Raw genomic sequence first — 16,597 nt, 5'->3', positions numbered from 1 at the left:
CCGGAAGACCGGCGGCGTCGCTAAACTGGGGAAAATTCAAACGGCACTTCTGAGGAGTATTCATCCGGTATCGACACCTGGCGAAAAGCACCTGCTCCACGCGACCCAATATCCAAACAGCCTTCCCACCGAGAACCACGCAGCCGATCGATCACAGGCCGCACCGAGCTGCGATCGATAGCCCGCCCGTTATGCCGACGGATTTGCGTTTGGGGAGTAGAAAACCGCTATCAGTATCGTCAGCGAAGCGGGCAGGAGCATCCCTACGACGCCCACTGTTACTTGAGCAAACGCTCCCGCGGCGCAGCCCGCTACAAAGCCGCCTATGAGGATGATCGACGTAAGAGACTGTCCCCACTCTTCAGGCTTTTCTGCATAACCAATAAGGCGTCGTGCCGCCACCACCGCGACCCCGGCAATATTACCCGTCATCAACGAGAACGGTGGGCCGAGTTTGCTGTCGAGACGGTCTATCGCCGTCAACATTCCCATCGCGAAGGCTGCAAGCAGTGCACATGCCGAATCTGAGCCCACGCCAATCGCTGCAAGAAGAGCGGAGGCCGCAAATGCAGAAGCGGAGATGACCAGCGCCCAGAACGTGGCCCGTTCTACGGGCTTGATCCAGGCCACCAGAATGGCTGCAAGGCCTGCGCCAAACATAAAGAGCGGGAATGTCATGATCTGGAGGCCGTGCAAGCCCCCTTTTTCGTGGCCGACTAATCCCAGTCCCAGGAGCACGACATTCCCGGTGACAAGTCCGACGAACAGTCCGCCCAGCTGGATAAAAAACAGTGCGTCTGCGAACCCGGAAATGAACGCAAGCACTAGCGAGTTACCTTTTTTGCGAACTGCATTCAGCATAATCTACCCGCACCTTTTTTTTCAGCAGAAGACATTACGTTCGTTCGCGCCCGCGTCATCCCCCGGGGCGGAGGGCGAGGTTGAAATCGCCTCATATTCAACACGTGCCGAGAACGGCATCTTGGAGCATAGTGCGGCAGTTTGGACGAAATAACTGGAGAGTCGCGAAAAACGTGACCGCACCGGCACCAGCAGCTTGAGGGGAAGGGCGACAACACCCGTCGCGCCGACCACCCTGGATATTCAACGCCTTATCTGAAAACAGCTCCCCGAGCCGCACGCTCACGCCGACGGGAGCCGCCCGCCGTTGATTTATACAAGAGTTATCAGCCTTTTTGACTATGCTAGCCGGGAGGTGGTCCCAGAAGATTGGTCCTCAGCCGCGGCGCCACAGCCACGTTGGCAAGGAGTAACGACAAATGCGTCTGGGTCTCGGAACGACATTGCAGCCATTCTCGAGTCCTGCGGAGAACACTAGCGCTGAGGTAAGGGATCTGTTCCATGTCAAAGCGGGGTTCAGGTCTGGCCGGGGGGCAATGGCTTCGCGGAACGCCCGTCACGCCAGTTCTTGCAGGTCGGCAGGGGTGAAAGCCGCTTTTGAAACGCTCAGAGCCGAAAGTACTTCGTACCACCATTTTCGTTACGGCAATGGGGAGTCGACGCGCCCCTAAACCCAGCGAAATCGCCAATGCTTTTTAGGACACCTGACAATCATCGACCGAGGACGATATGAACGATTTAATGGAACGTGGCACTTTGATGGGCTCGCTTGCTCCTGTTCTGGAGCCCTTGGCATTGCTATTGGAATTCTCCGGTGTCGTGGTGATTGTTATCGGCGTTGTACTGGCCAGCATCAACTACATTCGGGATGCAATTTCCCGTCCCGGCGAACTTGCCTATGCCCGTTACCGTGCCAATCTCGGGCGTGGGATATTGTTAGGTCTCGAAATCCTGATCGGGGCCGACATTATCGCTACGATCATATCTCCCCTAACATGGGAGAGTGTCGGTCTACTTGGGCTGATAGTTTTAATTCGTACGTTCCTGAGCTTCTCGCTTGAAGCGGAAATCGATGGCGAATGGCCGTGGAGGCGGGGGCGACGCAAACGGGTGGAATAAGGTTCTCACCGCTGTCGTGATTTTCGGGCACCGCGTCCCCGCGCAGATTTCGATACCGATGAAAAGTGTGCCGGCCCTCCAAACGGATCATTAAAGCGGAGTTCCAGGAAACGAAGAAGGCGATCGTTTTCCGCGCTGGTGGAAAGATGAACTGCGAATGGGAAACTGCCAGCAGCTCATTCGCCACTACATGGACAACGTGGGCTCGGCGCTGATCTGGTCATTCTCAGGTTCGGGCGATGCCCGGTTGGCAGTCCTTCTCGCCGCGGCAGCCGCGCCATTGTTTGTGAATCTCTCTCTCCTGGGCGAGTGTGCCCGGTGGACGGCGGCCGATGTCGATATTCTGCCGCAGATCGAAATCGACAAGGGGTGGGAGCTGGTGCTTTGGACAGCGGGAAGGGCTCCCGGTTGGTAATGATATTGCCGCGTGCGGACGTAGACCGGGTTCCACGGCGCTCTGCCGCCTTCGTTTCCGCCATGTATCCGGCACCGCACCGAGAGCGGGCCGCTAGCCATGCGGAGTTGGCAACTGGAAGAGGTGGCGAATGCGCTGGGCTATGCTCATAGAACCATGCGCAGCAGGAGCTATTCCACCTTCAGCCAAGGCTTCAGTTTCCAGCCGGGCTGCGAGCGTCGATCCGAGTTCGTCCGCAAGTATCGGCCGGTCTTGCATGATTTTGGCGAGGCTGACGGACGGTACTTCATAAACTACCACCCTCGACAGCGCTGTGATCGATCCCGGTTCCTCCGAGCCCATCAAAACACCGCGCTCACCGAAGAAATCCCCGGGTGACAGCCGATTTAGCTCCATATGCTTCCCGTCAAGGTTCCGCTGAACCAAAACGACCCCTCGTCCAACCAACATCAGCGTAGACGAGCGTATGCCTTGGTCGATGATTTTCGCGCCTTTCGGAACCTCGTGCTTAATCAGAGATGCAGCCAGTTCATCGATCTCTTCATTGCTTAGGACCGCAAAGACAGGCATTGCCCTTATCAACTCGTACTGTGAAGATTTTCGTGAGGCCGGGACTGAGAGAATTGGCGGCATTAATCCATAGAGCGAGATTGGCAGGCCTGAAAGCGCCAAACCAGCAGCACCAAGGTGACGGAAGATCAATCCGAACATCTCATTTTTGGCCGGAACAATCTGATCTACGCCCGAGACGCGGAACACCAACTCAACCCCGATTGAGTGCCCATCCATGTCTGTCAAGCTCACAAATGGAGCAGGGACTTGCAAGACATGTCTGCTGCCGACGAGGATGGTTTCAAAGAGCTCCAGTATCTCCGAAGGCGCTTGAGTGGCCACCACTCTTACAGTGAGTGCGACACCATGAGTTTCATCAGGACTGCTGGAGTTTACGAGTTGGCTTTTAGCCAAGGACGTATTGGGAACCACAACAAGATCATTTGTTACGTTGAGCAGGTGGGTCGCTCTCCAATTTGTCTCGACAACACGCCCCTGCATGCCGTTATCCAACACGATCCAATCCCCAACGGCGTATGGCCGTCCAAGATTTAGCGCGATACCCGAAAAGACGTCCGACAATGTGCTCTGCAAGGCCAGGCCAAGAATGACAGCCACTACGCCCGATGTTGCAATTAGTGTTCCTACCGGCACATTGAACACATAGGCCACGATGGCGAGAGTGGCTCCAACGTAGATGAGACCAGCCACTAAATCTTGTATGAGGCGGGCTTCGCGAGGCCGTCCCTCAAAGATGATAAACAGACGAACCGAACTCACCAGCATTAAAGCCCCGCCGATCCACCAGATGACTTTGGCAGCACCATAAAACAGGTGAAGGGGAAGACCCGCCGGATACTGAGATGCCATGTATGGCTCGATGCCGTTAGCGAGCAGCACTGCCGTCAACAGTGCAAAGAGAACGGTATGTGCGCCGAACTGAAATGCGCGACTACTCGCCGAGAGATGGACGAGAGCGAACGCGACACTTAGTGCGACCAATTGCGCGACCGGATCGAATACATACATCATGATTTGGACCCAACGTAGATACCCAACAATGATCGCTTATCGCCGCCCGAAACTCTTGAACAGAAGTCCGGTGTTCGTTCAGTGCCGCCGGCTTCGCGCATGACTGCCAATCGCTATCGAGGCGGCTCGCAACAGCGCCAACGGCGATTTCAGAGCAAAAAGCAACAGCGGCAAATCCGCTCGGGTGTTCCATAATATAGATTACGCGATTTTTGCCACTATTGCCCCTTTTAGGGGGTTGATAAGTTCGAATTTCGACGGTAATGATCCCATCAAAGGGGTCGACAATGAAACGGACGCTGCAGATCCACTTCGACGGCGAATGGCACGACGCGGCAGCTCTTGAGCTGAAAGACGACGATGCCGGCTACGTCGGTAGTTCGGTCGTCGACTACGATCTCGACTACTTTCTCGCCACGGCCGCGCAGGGTTTCGCCGCGGGTCAGACGGTCTGCGATCACCGCGCATTGTCTGTTCGCTATCCGATTGACCTTGAAAATCGGTACAGCCGTCACTGGCCAGCTTTCCTCCTGGATCTCATGCCACAAGGCCATGCACGGCGAAAGTTGGCTGAGCATATGGGGCTCGACGAAGTGGCTCGTTCATCGGATCTATCTTTGCTCCTCCGAGCCGCAACGGGCGGAATTGGCAACATCCGCATCAAGGAAGCGGCAGAGGCGGAGTCCGCTCGATTGAGCGGCTTGCAGCGCCAGGGCGTAACGGAGGCGGATATCCTGGGGCGATCGGACCGCTTCATGGAAGTTGCCGACCGTTTCGCAATGTTGGCTTCCGGTTCTAGTGGACTGCAGGGTGAGTGGCCAAAAGTGTCAATGACCCAGGCGAAGAACGGGCTCTTTTATCCCGACAGCATCGTGACCGACGACGAGGCCCTACGGCACGTCATCGTCAAGCTTGTTCGTGGCCCTGAAGCAGTTGACCGCACCATACTTGAAGGCGAAGCGATCTATTCGCGCATTGCCTTGGAACTTGGTCTCAAAGTCAAAGAACCGTCGATTTACGCTGACGGTGTGCTGATCATCCCTCGCTTTGACCGGAGCCTTAGCGCGAATGGGAAGACGATCCGGCTCGGACAGGAAAGCCTCGTTTCGGCGCTCGGTGTTGCAGAGTTCGGTCACATCGGCACACATGAGGCCTACATCGAGCTACTGAAACGACATTCCGATGACCCGATTGCCGACATTGCAGAATATTTGAAACGCGATATCGCCAACCTCGCGCTCGGCAATCCCGATAATCACGGTCGTAACTCCGCGTTGAGCAAGTACCCCAACGGAAAGATCCGACTGTCACCACTCTTTGACTTTGCTCCCATGCGGTTGGCGAAAGAGGGTGTTGTGCGATCTACCCGTTGGGCCTCCATGCGTGACGGCGGCCTGGACCATTCTCCTGACTGGAAACGGATTTGTGCTGAGGTCTGGCCGGACCGCGATGTTCAGACGAAGCTGATGTCAGAGCTGCAGGCTTTCGCACAGCGCCTCAGACTGGTGCCGAGCCATGCGAAAAAGTTGGGAGCGCCGGACGTCATCATCGAACGAGCCATGATGCGCTGCAGCGAGATCGCTGACGGTGTTGATGACGCGTTCTCTAAACCGGAAGGAGCCTGATCAAAGTGGCACGGTGGAAAAAGCCGACGAAAGAGCAGGTTTCGGTGATGCGCCAGGATCTTGCAGAACAGGCGCGACGCGGCGGCTTGCATTTGCCGGATGCTGTGGTGGATATGCGCAAAAGCATAGGCCTCACGCAGCAGGAGTTTGCCAACACCCTCGGCCTTACTCGTAGACAGGTCGCGGAAATCGAAGCGGGCATTGCTAACCCGACATTGGAGACGTTGGACAAGATTGGCCGGCTGTTTGGCTTCGCAGTGGGTTTCGTGCCGAAGCGACGGCAGGATCCTTAATCAAAGTTCTCGCTCGACGTGTTGCATCCGTTCTGGAGGTTACCGGATCGGTTGGCCGAGATCCTGTGCAAACGCGAGCAGCGCTATGTCTGAAGCTCAACGGCGATTGGCGTCAGCAGGCTGATGGCATGAACTCCGATGCGCTGAGTGCCTAGGCCCCCAGCGCGAGCGTAAACTCTCTGCTCCAAATCAGAGTGAGAGCTTGCAATCATCCACGCAGGTGATCAGGGGCAGACTCCAGGCTAATTTCCGCACACGATCAACAGACTGCAGGCTGATGCGTTAATTGATAAAATCATACTGTAGCGTGAATAGTGCATGTTGATAATCAGCCTGCATGCTGATAAAACTTGTTGTACGATCAGCTCACAGTCTGAAGAACGTGGATGAAAAGCGATAGTCGCAAAAGGGGGCGCCTGCGCCTCGATGAAAGACTTCGGCCGCTCCAACCAATCGATCGGTTCAAGGCGCCGCCGAAAGGATGGGTGCGTGCACTGCGTGACGCGCTCGGGATGACGGGTGCCCAGCTCGGCGCGCGCATTGGGGTGCGACCCCAAACCGTAGAAGCCATAGAGAAGTCGGAAGCTGCAGGCACGATCCAACTCAAAACCTTGCGTCGCGCAGCTGAGGCGCTGGATTGCACGCTCGTTTACGCACTTGTTCCCAACAGTTCACTTGAGGCTCTCATCGAGGCGCGCGCAAGGAAGATCGCGACGCGGGAGCTTCACCGCGTCGCGCACACGATGCGGCTCGAAGCTCAGGGCACGGACGAAGCTGATTTCGAATCCCGTGTCCAGGCATACATTCGCGACAGGCTCTCCGAACGCGACCTCTGGAACGAGACATGACGGACCTGTTTCAGGAGCCTGAGGACGCAACACCCCTGGAACCAAATGAGCGCGAGGGGCTCCTTCAGACATGGATCACGCACCGTCGTGATCTCAACGAGGCAGAGCGGGAGAACATTGTCGAAGGTGCGGCCTGGGCGCGTGGTCGTCGACGCGTATCGCTTGAGCGACTGCTCAGCGAGGATTTCATGCGAACACTGCACAAGCGGATGCTTGGCGACGTCTGGGAATGGGCCGGCGTCTTCCGAACGACGGAGCGCAACATCGGCGTTCAACCCTACCGCATCGGAATGGAGCTGGCGGGCCTGTTAAGCGACGTCCACTATTGGATTGGGCATCAGACATTTCCGGCGGATGAGATTGCGATCAGGTTTCACCATCGCCTGGTTGCCATCCATCCATTTCCCAACGGAAATGGTCGTCACGCTCGCTTGGTAGCCGATCTTCTGATCGAGCGCCTTGGCGGCGAACATTTCAGCTGGGGTGGCGGGACGCTGGCCGATGTCGGCGAGCTTCGCACCCGTTACATGGCGGCACTTCGTGCAGCCGACAACCATGATATCGCACCGCTGCTGCTATTCGCGCGCACCTGACAAATGTCGCCACTGGTCATGGGTAGGGCTTGGGCCCTAGCCGACATAGATTGCGGAAATCGAAGCGGGCACTGCCAATCACCGGAGACACCGGAGAGGATCGGCCGGCTGTTCCTGGTTCACGCCCAGTGCGTTGTCGGAAAACCCAAATACTGCCGTCGGCGGCATCCTCCAGCATGCCGTTCGTCTAATTTAAAGTGATGCGGCGTCCAATTTTGAACCAAAGAACACCAATGCGGCAGATGCCTTTGCAACACCCGTGCTCAAAGTAGCCTACCGGAACGCTTCGGACGGGGGCAGTCGGTCCCGCTTCCCTTCGGGCCACTATGTTGAAGCTCCTGCGGCGGCCCTTTTTCCGCCTTCGCGTAACGCGAATTCCCGCTTTCCCGCGAGGACGCGGCGCTATGCTGAAAGCTCCGATACGCTTCTTTGTGAAATGACCGAGCCTATCGGATCGGTTGAAGGGGGCCGAGGGACTTTGCCCCTTCTCTCCCCCAAACAGTCTTCCGCCCACCTTCCTTCGCTGCGCTTCCGTGCAGGCGGTTCCCCGCGAAGACTGCTTTCCCCCTCCGTCCCCACCGCTCGCGCGGCCCCGGGAAGCAGGACGCGGCCCTGCTTCGCGGTCCAAGGGAAAAGGAGATCTAAGTATGAGCATCTACGCCAAAACCGCCCGTTTCGACACGGGTCGCGCGCTCTCCGAGGATGAGATGCGCACCATTGCGCCTTCGATATTCGCGACTTCGGCACACGAAAGCCGCTCCGAGCGCTTCATGCCAATCCCGACAATCGAAATCCTGCGTGGGCTGATGAAGGAGGGCTTCGCGCCGGTCGGAGCGCGCCAGTCAGTCAGCCGCACGGAAGGAAAGGCCAACTTTACCAAGCACCTTATCCGTCTTCGTCGCCTCGATGACGGAAATGTCTACAAAGTGGGTGACACCGTCTGCGAAATTCTCCTCAAAAACGCAAATGATGGAACGAGTGCCTATGAGTTGCTCGCGGGGCTATTCCGAGTTTGCTGCCTCAATTCACTCGTGGCCCACACCGGAACGATTGACGCGATCAAAGTCCGGCACTCCGGAGATGTTCAAGGCAAGGTGATCGAAGGAACCTATCGCGTGCTCGCGGAGGCCGAACGAGCTCTGGCAGCGCCCCAAGACTGGTCGAGCTTCACAATGGGGCGGGATGCAAAGGAGGTGTTGGCGGAGGCGGCGCATCTGCTTCGCTTTGGTGACGCCGACGGCGCTGTGACGACACCGATCAAGCCAGAACAACTGCTTGTGCCCCGTCGCCAGGAGGATCGCGCTGATGACCTTTGGACCGTATGGAATGTCGTTCAAGAAAACAGCATCAAAGGTGGGTTGCGCGGTGTGGGCCGCGATGAAACTGGCAGGCCGCGCAGATCAACGTCACGCCCGATCAATGGCATCGATCAGGATATCAAGCTCAACAAGGCTCTTTGGCTTGTAGGGGAACGCATGGCCAGATTGCTGCGCAACCGATGATGGTTTCAATCGCCTCGCGTCCAGAACAGTCTGGATACGAGGCGATCTTCGACGGCAACTTCTTGAGGGGCGCCCCAAAGCCCCGCCCCTCAAACACCCCTGCCCGCCCGAAAATTTATCCACATCCGTGCAAGCCGATGGTAATCGTCGCGTCGCGCGAAAACGGTTTTTCTTTCATTGCAGTAGGGTTTGCCTATCTTGTGGACGACCGGTGGAAAGACGGGGGATATTTAGTGCGTCCCCGCCGCAATCTTGTGCCCGCCCCAAGTTGACCTAGAGTGTTTGAGCGGTCGATCGAAACCGCGAGTGTAGCAACTATCAGATTGGGGCTGGCGTCGTCGCCGGCCCCTTTCCAACCTACATTCGGTTCGAACAACGATGCGACCGGCGTTGGGTTAACGTTGCTCGCCGACCTTAGCCGGAGCAGCCGCCTCCTGTCCGGTCCGTGTCGTTTCAAGCAGCTCGTCGCTCGCCCTGAGATCTAACTTTCCCCAGATCGACGTTTTCCGCGTGCCGGACTTCGGATTGCGCGACTGTTTAATCTCGACGATGAATGACGTTGTCTGCTGGCGCATGGTTCCCCCAGGTGACGAATCCCAATCGAACGATCGTGCGCTAGCCCATTGGCAACTCTGCCTTGATCGAGGATGGAGATGCGGTGCGAGCGGGCCGGTACAGAGACGAAGTCCGCAGGATGGTCCTGTTTCACCTACCTTGCCAGGGCAATGTTCTCTCTTGCTGCGGCAGCGTCCTGCGCGGGCTCGATGGGCGTGTCTGACCGGAAAGCGGCTGGAGCCTCGATCGTCCTCCCGCAACGGCATCCGCAGTTTTCTTACCCCTGGCGGCTCAAGCCGCCATTCCTCGCCATCGAACAAAACTGCTCCTTGCCGCCCTCCATTTCATTTTGGCCCTATGGGTGCGGTCCGATCGTCCCCGGTCCTTTCGACAGCCATCGAGGCCGCGAAGGGCGCGGCCCGAAACACGAGAAAGGAACTTCGACATGGCAACCATTGGCACTTTCACCTCCACCGACAACGGCTTCAACGGGTCGATCCGTACGCTGACCCTCAACGTCAAGGCTCGCATCGCACGGATCGAACACCCCTCCGACAAAGGTCCTCACTTCCGCATCTATGCCGGCAACGTCGAATTCGGTGCGGCCTGGCAGAAGAGCTCCGAACAGACTGGCCGCGACTACCTCTCGGTCAAGCTCGACGACCCGAGCTTCCCCGCTCCAATCTACGCGACGCTTGCGGAAGTCGAAGGCGAAGACGGCTACCAGCTGATCTGGTCTCGCTCCAACAGGGACTGAGGCAACTGGGCCCCGCCTCCAGGCGGGGCCACCTCTCGTGGTTCGCCCAAGCGATTACGACCACCGTTCGCGGCCGCATCGGTTCTCACTGCGTTCGGCGAACTTCGTCGTCACTTCGAGGGGCGTTTTACCGCTGGCCGATATCCCCGGGTGCGCTTCTTCCTGAGAACGTCGAGAAACAACGCGACCGCCTCTTGCTCGTTGTCGAAATGATGGACCATCGATTGGCCTCTTTGACCGATCCTTCCCCAGCGCCGCGTCAGGCAGGCCTCTCCAAATAGCGTCCGATCGATCGACAGCGCATAGAACCGGGCCATGTTCCTGTTTGCGTCGGTTCGTTCGACATAGAGATGGTAGGGCTGACTGAGCATGGGAGTACCATCGCCGATGCCCGGATTCCCGTCCAACGAGTGTTTTGAATCGATCCGGCCTGATCGATTCATGATTGTGATGGATCGTCGGGAAAAATCAGGTGGTTGTCGGCGGAGTGCGAAATCTGTTTTGCTTGACGCAGCCTCGCATGTCGGCGCGCCTGAACCATATGGCGCGACCGCATCTCAAAGGCGCGTTTCCCGCCGTAAACACGATCTGCTCGTCAGCGCGCATTCGCAGCACTTCGTCCGGTTGGATGAGCGGCCGCGCCGCAATCTGCTTCGAGCGCGTACGTGACGACCCCCGCGATTGGAAACTGCGGCTCAGCTGATCGACTTCGACGGTCGTCGCGCCGCAGCGCCTTGAAACGTACTCGGCCGTTTCAGGATCGTTGATGGCGGCAAACGAGATCCAGCTCGCACTCTCGAACCATTTGCTCGTGGCGTCGCGGCCGCCGAAGGTCTCGCGCATCTGGCCGATCGACTGAAAGATCAGCGTGAGTGATATCCCGTACTTGCGGCCGGTGTCGCGTGCCGTCTCAAGAATGCGCAGGTAACCGAGGCGGGCCACCTCGTCGAGGAGGAACAGAGCCAGATCGCCGCCGAAGCGATTGCGATTGTAAATCGCGTTCACGAAGGATCCGATGATGACGCGAGCAAGGCCTGGATGCATTTCCAGTGTCTTCAGATCGATATTGATGAAGACGTCCAGCGATCCGTTCAAGAGCTGTTCCGTCGAAAAACTCTTAGCTGAGACCAGGCCTGCATAGTTTTCATAGGAGAGCCAATGCGTTTCCTTCACCGCGTTGGCGTAGACGCCGGAAAAGGTCTCCGGTGTCATGTTGACGAATGCAGCGACGTTTTCTCTCACGAAGTCCGAGCTCGAGTTCGCGTGAATTGCCTGCAGGCGTTCGCGCAGCTTCGGTTCCGGTTCCGCAAGGTTCTTGCGAACCTGCCTGAGCGTCTGGTCTTCGTTGCGCGTGTGACCAGACAAGCAGACATCGGCAATGAGTGCGGTCAGCAACTGCAGCCCGGATGCCCTGAAGAAATCGTCGCGCACCCCGATCGCGCGACCGCTGTCGCTCATGATCCAGGAGGCAACCGCGCTGATATCCTCCTCCTTGGTTCCGCCATACCGGCCGATCCAGTCGAGTGCATTGAACCCCGCCTTGGGTTTCTTCGGGTCGAGTGTCCGAACGTCCCGGCCGGCGGCTTTGCGATGATCGACCACCATTGGCGCCACTTCATTGGAAGGGTCGAGGACGACGAGCGTGCTTCCCCATTTGAGCGCTGTCGGTACCGTTACCGAGGTCGTCTTGAAGCCGCCTGAACCAGCAAAGACGAGACCGTGCGACGAGCCGAAAGAGCCATCGAAGCACAAAAGCTGCGACCGACCGGCCGCACCCCAGGTCTCAGGCTTGTCTGCTCTAAACGGTATGGCCGCGACGCTGTCTTCATCGACCCGGTAGCCCTCGCCAATCACGATCCCCGCCGCCTCCGGAAAGAGCCTTTTTGCGTGTGAAAGCTTCATCCAGTTGGCTTCACCGTAGATCGCGCGCATGCCACGAACGCGCCTCGGCTTGGTACTTGCGAAGGCAGCGTTTCCGATCATCGCGACCCGCAATCCGAACCCTGACGATGTAAGTGCTGCGACCGCGCCAATGAGCGCCGACGGTTCAATGGGTATCATCTGGAACTGCAAAGGCAGGAATGGGTCTTGGTCGGTAGTGTGATGGTACCCGTCGATGAGCGCGAGCACGCAAGAAACCAGCCCTCCCCCGAATGCGCCCCATCCCGCGAAGCGGATGTTGGCGGATCCAGCGGCGGTAAACAGGAAGACGATGCCGGTGATCGCGGCGAGAACATAGGGCAACGCGGCACCTGCTCGGGCGAATAGCGCGCGCTGAGGTTCCGTCCTGCCGAACCCCACGAGCCAGTCCTCCGCCCCTGTCGTGGCGATTGAGGTTAGCACCATCAGAGTGACAGGCGCCGCCGCGAGCGCGATCCTACCCCCGCCCATTGCGAAAGGCCTCCGCGCCGATTGCTGTCAGGCGTGGACGCTCGCCTTCGTCGCGCTGCAGCCGCTCGCCAAGTTCGATCAATGCGCCGAGCAGCAGTGCGCGCGTCTCGTAACGCAAGCCCGCTTTGACGATGAGGCCGCCCAGTTCGATCTTTTCCCGGGCATCTTTTCGCCGGGCATCGGATTTGATCGCGCGTGCCATCCGCTCAAGCCCCGTCAGTGCGGCTCTCAGCCGCGCCAGCGTCGAGCGGCGGGGTCGCCTTGTTTCTTGCTGCCGTTGTTGCCCCGTTGTCGCGAAAGCGTGCCGCCAGTTTCTCGAAGGCGGCCTGGAGATCGGTCTCGTCGAGCTCGATCTCTCCGAGGCCCGCCTTCAAGGCAATACGACCGATCCGTTCGGCTTCGCGGGTTTCGGCCTGTCGCAATTGTTCCTGGAGTTTTGCGATCTCCTCTCGAATTCTCGAAGAAGGCTTTTTCATTCCGATTGTCCTTTCGTGCCGTGTTTCGAACGGCACGAGATTTCCCTGGATGGGTCGGCCCATCCAGGGACAAAACTGTCCGTTGGCACCGCCAACGCCTTTGACGATTATCCCGGCCGTTCCGAAGGAGCGGCATCCAAGGGCGCAATTATACGTCGCTGGCGCGACGTCCTGATTTGCGATCTCGGCAATCTTATCCCTCCTCTCGAAACGCGTTGATTTCGCTTGCGATCAGGAGTGTCTGTCGAAATGGCCGTCCCTCATTTCTCCGTCAGCATCGTCGCCCGCGGCGCGGGCCGCAGCGCCGTGATGTCGGCCGCCTATCGCCACTGCGCGAAGATGGACTTCGAACGCGAGGCCCGCGCTGTCGATTATCGCGCCAAGCAAGGGCTGCTGCATGAAGAGTTCGTGGTACCCGCAGATGCGCCAGCCTGGCTTTCCTCCTTGATCGCCGATCGCTCTGTGTCAGGCGCATCGGAGGCCTTCTGGAACAGGGTCGAAGTGTTCGAAAAGCGCTCCGATGCTCAGCTGGCCAAGGATGTCACGATCGCCTTGCCGATCGAACTTACAGCGGACCAGAACATCGCACTTATGCGCGAATTCGTCGCGAGCCACATCCTTTCCAGAGGCATGGTCGCTGATTGGGTTTATCATGATGCACCAGGCAACCCGCATGTTCACCTGATGACGACGCTGCGGCCGCTTACGGCCGAAGGGTTCGGAGCCAAGAAGGTACAGGTGTTGTCGCCGGACGGCCGGCCTTTGCGCAACGATGCCGGTAAAATTGTCTATGAACTGTGGGCCGGCGGCGCCGACGATTTCAACGTCTTTCGAGACGGTTGGTTCGAGTGCCAGAACAGGCATCTGGCACTTGCGGGCCTCGACATCCGCGTGGACGGGCGTTCCTACAATAGTCAAGGGATCGAGGCGGAGCCGACGATCCATGTCGGCGTCGGCGCCAAGGCGATCGAGCGGAAGTCAGCCGCATCGGAAAAGCAGCTTTTGCTGGACCGCCTCGAACTTCAGGAGGTTCGACGCCGAGAAAATGCGGGTCGCATCGTGCGCCGCCCGGAGATCGTCCTTGAAATGATCGCCCGCGAAAAGAGCGTCTTCGATGAGCGGGACGTCGCCAAGATACTTCATCGCTACATCGACGATGCGGGGCTCTTCCGATCGTTGGTGTCGCGCATCCTGCAAGACCCTCGGGCTTTGCGCCTGACCGGGGAGCGTATCGACTTTGAGACGGGGGTGCGTACCCCGGAACGGTACACGACCAGGGAGCTTATCCGGCTCGAAGCGGAGATGGTGAACCGCGCTTCCTGGCTTGCAAGGCGAGCGTCGCATGGCGTGCGGCGCGGGGTTCTGGATACGGCTTTTTATCGCAGCCCTGAACTTTCTGATGAGCAGAAGGCAGCGATCGAACGTCTGACCGAAAATGCCTCTCTTGCTGCAGTCGTTGGCCGCGCCGGCGCCGGCAAGACAACAATGATGAAAGCCGCTCGCGAGGTCTGGCAGGCGGCGGGGTATCGCGTTGTCGGCGGGGCTCTCGCTGGCAAGGCGGCCGAGGGACTGGAGAAGGAGGCGGGCATCGCCTCGCGCACGCTTTCGTCGTGGGAGCGGCGTTGGGCACAAGGTATCGACCGTCTCGACGACAGAACAGTGTTTGTCCTCGACGAGGCCGGCATGGTCTCGTCGAGGCAAATGGCGTACTTCGTCGAAGTCATCGTGAAGACCGGCGCGAAACTTGTTCTCGTCGGCGATCCCGAACAGCTTCAGCCGATCGAGGCCGGTGCCGCATTTCGCGCGATCGTCGACCGGGTCGGCTATGCCGAACTCCAAACCATCTATCGCCAGCGCACACCGTGGATGCGCAGCGCTTCGCTCGATCTGGCGCGGGGCAGGATTGGCGAGGCGGTGGATGCGTATCGCGCCAATCGCAAGATAATCAGTGCGGAGCTCAAATCTGAAGCTGTCGAACGCCTCATCACCGATTGGGACAGTGAGTATCTCCCGACAAAGACCAGTCTGATCCTCGCGCACCTGCGCCGAGATGTGCGCATGCTCAATGCGCTTGCTCGCGCGAGACTCGTCGAACGCGGCGTTGTCGGCCAAGGGGTTGCGTTCAAGACAGCAGACGGAAATCGCGATTTTTCCGCCGGCGATCAGATCGTGTTCCTGAGGAACGAGGCCAGCCTCGGCGTCAAGAACGGTATGCTTGGTCGCGTGGTAGAGGCGGCTCCTGGCCGCCTCATCGCAACCATCGGCGAAGGGACACATCGGCACAACATTACCGTCGAGCAGCGCTTCTACAACAATGTCGACCACGGATACGCGACGACGATCCACAAGTCGCAGGGCGCTACCGTCGATCGGGCGAAGGTGCTGGCTTCCCTGTCACTCGATCGCCATCTCACCTATGTCGCCATGACACGCCATCGCGACGAACTCGCCGTCTATTACGGCCGCCGCTCCTTCGCAAAGTCAGGTGGCCTGGTGGCGATCCTGTCACGTCGCAACGCCAAGGAAACGACGCTCGATTACGGGACGGGACCTCTCTATCGCCAGGCCCTGCGGTTTGCAGAGGCACGCGGCTTTCACCTGATGAGCGTTGCCCGCAGGATCGTTCGCGACCGGCTTCATTGGATTATCCGGCAAAAGCAAACGCTCACGGACCTGGGCGCGCGACTGGCCGGTGTCGCTTCCTCAATCGGGCTCGCGCGGGGCAAGCTTGAGTACGCGGCCTCGGTGTTCGTCGTTCAAGGACCCATGGTTTCCGCGACTACGGTTTTTGCGAGATCTGTCGAGCAAGCGGTTGAGGATAGGCTCGCGTCGGACGTGGGCTTGAGAGAGAGATGGCAAGACGTCTCGACACGCTTCCAGCTCGTCTACGCCGAGCCGGAGGTCGCGTTTGCGGCCGCCAAGGTCGATGCCATGCTGAAAGATGCGTCGCTCGCTGCGACCGTCCTGCAAAAGCTCGCCAGCGAGCCTCAGCGTTTCGGCGCGCTCAACGGCAGGACCGGAATGTTTGCGGGCCGATCCGACAAGCACGATCGCGACACGGCACTTCTCAATGTGCCGGCGCTCGCTCGAAACCTCGCGGATTTTATTCACGCACGCACTGAGGCCGAACGCATTTATGTAGCGGAGGAAAATGCCCTTCGTTCGAAATTGGCGATCGAGATCCCAGCTCTCTCTCCGGCGGCCAAGCGGTCGCTCGAACACATGCGCGAAGCGCTCGACCGGCATGATCCGGCACGCCTTGAACGCACATCGCTCGACCCGTCAGTCAGAACAGAACTGGAGCGATTTTCAACGGCGGTTAGCCAAAGGTTCGGCGAGCGCACCTTCCTCGGGGTTGTTGCCAAGGTGCCGGATGGCGAGATCTTTGCGTCCGTCACCGCGGGTATGACCCCTCAACAGAAGACTGAAGTGCGACTGGCCTGGGACCTGATGCGGACGATCCAGGAGCTTTCTGCGCGTGATCGCCTCGCCGAGGGCCTGAAACTGTCTGAAACGCACCGCCAATCGCAAACGAAAGGGCTCGGCCTCAAGTGACAAACGTCTCCCCTCGTTCAGGA

Annotated in this window: 17 protein-coding genes; 10 read left to right on the top strand and 7 right to left on the bottom strand. The window is 58.7% G+C overall.

What is annotated here, in order from left to right:
* Positions 1-181, top strand: a 181-nt coding sequence (locus AC070A_RS32490) for a hypothetical protein (protein ID WP_494773628.1), incomplete at its 5' end; no start/stop codon positions are given.
* 8 nt (positions 182-189) lie between these two features.
* Here the strand turns inward: AC070A_RS32490 and AC070A_RS32485 are convergent.
* Positions 190-861: a YoaK family protein gene (locus AC070A_RS32485; protein ID WP_112997293.1), complete on the bottom strand. Its 672-nt coding sequence runs from the start codon at positions 859-861 to the stop codon at positions 190-192.
* A 729-nt stretch (positions 862-1,590) separates the two neighbouring features.
* On the opposite strand from AC070A_RS32485, the gene AC070A_RS32480 reads away from it, so the two are divergent.
* Together AC070A_RS32480 and AC070A_RS32475 are read left to right on the top strand one after the other, a co-directional pair.
* A complete protein-coding gene (locus AC070A_RS32480) occupies positions 1,591-1,980 on the top strand; it encodes a DUF1622 domain-containing protein (RefSeq protein WP_492383649.1) in 390 nt (129 codons plus the stop codon).
* 157 nt (positions 1,981-2,137) lie between these two features.
* Positions 2,138-2,395 carry a hypothetical protein gene (locus tag AC070A_RS32475; RefSeq protein ID WP_113480226.1) on the top strand — a complete coding sequence of 86 codons (258 nt, stop codon included), beginning with the start codon at positions 2,138-2,140 and terminating at the stop codon, positions 2,393-2,395.
* Positions 2,396-2,488: 93 nt separating this feature from the next.
* Here AC070A_RS32475 and AC070A_RS32470 read toward each other — a convergent pair whose 3' ends face one another.
* On the bottom strand, positions 2,489-3,979 hold the full coding sequence (locus AC070A_RS32470; RefSeq protein WP_112997291.1) for a mechanosensitive ion channel domain-containing protein: 1,491 nt from the start codon (positions 3,977-3,979) through the stop codon (positions 2,489-2,491).
* A 287-nt stretch (positions 3,980-4,266) separates the two neighbouring features.
* Here AC070A_RS32470 and AC070A_RS32465 point away from each other — a divergent pair, with 287 nt between their 5' ends.
* The 5 genes from AC070A_RS32465 (at position 4,267) to AC070A_RS32445 (ending at position 8,840) form a co-directional block, all read left to right on the top strand.
* Complete coding sequence (locus AC070A_RS32465) at positions 4,267-5,604, top strand: type II toxin-antitoxin system HipA family toxin (RefSeq protein ID WP_113480225.1); 1,338 nt, start codon at positions 4,267-4,269, stop codon at positions 5,602-5,604.
* Positions 5,605-5,609: 5 nt separating this feature from the next.
* The gene (locus AC070A_RS32460; RefSeq protein WP_113480224.1) at positions 5,610-5,897 is read left to right on the top strand and encodes a helix-turn-helix domain-containing protein; all 288 of its coding nucleotides are present in this window, start codon (positions 5,610-5,612) and stop codon (positions 5,895-5,897) included.
* Between the two features lie 386 nt (positions 5,898-6,283).
* A complete protein-coding gene (locus AC070A_RS32455) occupies positions 6,284-6,745 on the top strand; it encodes a mobile mystery protein A (protein WP_113480223.1) in 462 nt (153 codons plus the stop codon).
* A complete protein-coding gene (locus AC070A_RS32450; protein WP_057251500.1) occupies positions 6,742-7,338 on the top strand; it encodes a mobile mystery protein B in 597 nt (198 codons plus the stop codon). Before AC070A_RS32455 ends, AC070A_RS32450 begins: the two co-directional genes overlap by 4 nt.
* Before the next feature lie 647 nt (positions 7,339-7,985).
* A complete protein-coding gene (locus AC070A_RS32445) occupies positions 7,986-8,840 on the top strand; it encodes a DUF932 domain-containing protein (protein WP_112997289.1) in 855 nt (284 codons plus the stop codon).
* A gap of 395 nt (positions 8,841-9,235) precedes the next feature.
* Here AC070A_RS32445 and AC070A_RS32440 read toward each other — a convergent pair whose 3' ends face one another.
* Positions 9,236-9,415 carry a hypothetical protein gene (locus AC070A_RS32440; protein WP_112997027.1) on the bottom strand — a complete coding sequence of 60 codons (180 nt, stop codon included), beginning with the start codon at positions 9,413-9,415 and terminating at the stop codon, positions 9,236-9,238.
* Between the two features lie 425 nt (positions 9,416-9,840).
* Between AC070A_RS32440 and AC070A_RS32435 the strand changes: the two genes are divergently transcribed.
* Positions 9,841-10,152 carry a DUF736 domain-containing protein gene (locus AC070A_RS32435; protein WP_057251497.1) on the top strand — a complete coding sequence of 104 codons (312 nt, stop codon included), beginning with the start codon at positions 9,841-9,843 and terminating at the stop codon, positions 10,150-10,152.
* 110 nt (positions 10,153-10,262) lie between these two features.
* Here the strand turns inward: AC070A_RS32435 and AC070A_RS32430 are convergent, their stop codons facing one another.
* The 4 genes from AC070A_RS32430 to traC all read right to left on the bottom strand — a co-directional run bounded on the left by AC070A_RS32430 (position 10,263) and on the right by traC (position 13,019).
* A complete protein-coding gene (locus AC070A_RS32430) occupies positions 10,263-10,523 on the bottom strand; it encodes a WGR domain-containing protein (RefSeq protein ID WP_057251506.1) in 261 nt (86 codons plus the stop codon).
* Positions 10,524-10,620: 97 nt separating this feature from the next.
* The gene (gene traG / locus AC070A_RS32425) at positions 10,621-12,543 is read right to left on the bottom strand and encodes a Ti-type conjugative transfer system protein TraG (protein WP_113479951.1); all 1,923 of its coding nucleotides are present in this window, start codon (positions 12,541-12,543) and stop codon (positions 10,621-10,623) included.
* Complete coding sequence (traD, locus tag AC070A_RS32420; protein ID WP_057251495.1) at positions 12,530-12,745, bottom strand: conjugal transfer protein TraD; 216 nt, start codon at positions 12,743-12,745, stop codon at positions 12,530-12,532. The genes traG and traD overlap by 14 nt, the downstream gene beginning before the upstream one ends.
* Before the next feature lie 4 nt (positions 12,746-12,749).
* Complete coding sequence (gene traC, locus AC070A_RS32415) at positions 12,750-13,019, bottom strand: conjugal transfer protein TraC (protein ID WP_057251494.1); 270 nt, start codon at positions 13,017-13,019, stop codon at positions 12,750-12,752.
* 249 nt (positions 13,020-13,268) lie between these two features.
* Here traC and traA point away from each other — a divergent pair, with 249 nt between their 5' ends.
* Positions 13,269-16,574: a Ti-type conjugative transfer relaxase TraA gene (gene traA / locus AC070A_RS32410; protein ID WP_113479952.1), complete on the top strand. Its 3,306-nt coding sequence runs from the start codon at positions 13,269-13,271 to the stop codon at positions 16,572-16,574.
* Positions 16,575-16,597 lie beyond the last annotated feature (23 nt).

The organism is Ensifer sp. GW101-20A05 (genome assembly GCF_059424735.1).
Note: the sequence above shows the minus strand (reverse complement) of the source record. Positions and strands in the feature narration are given on the sequence as shown.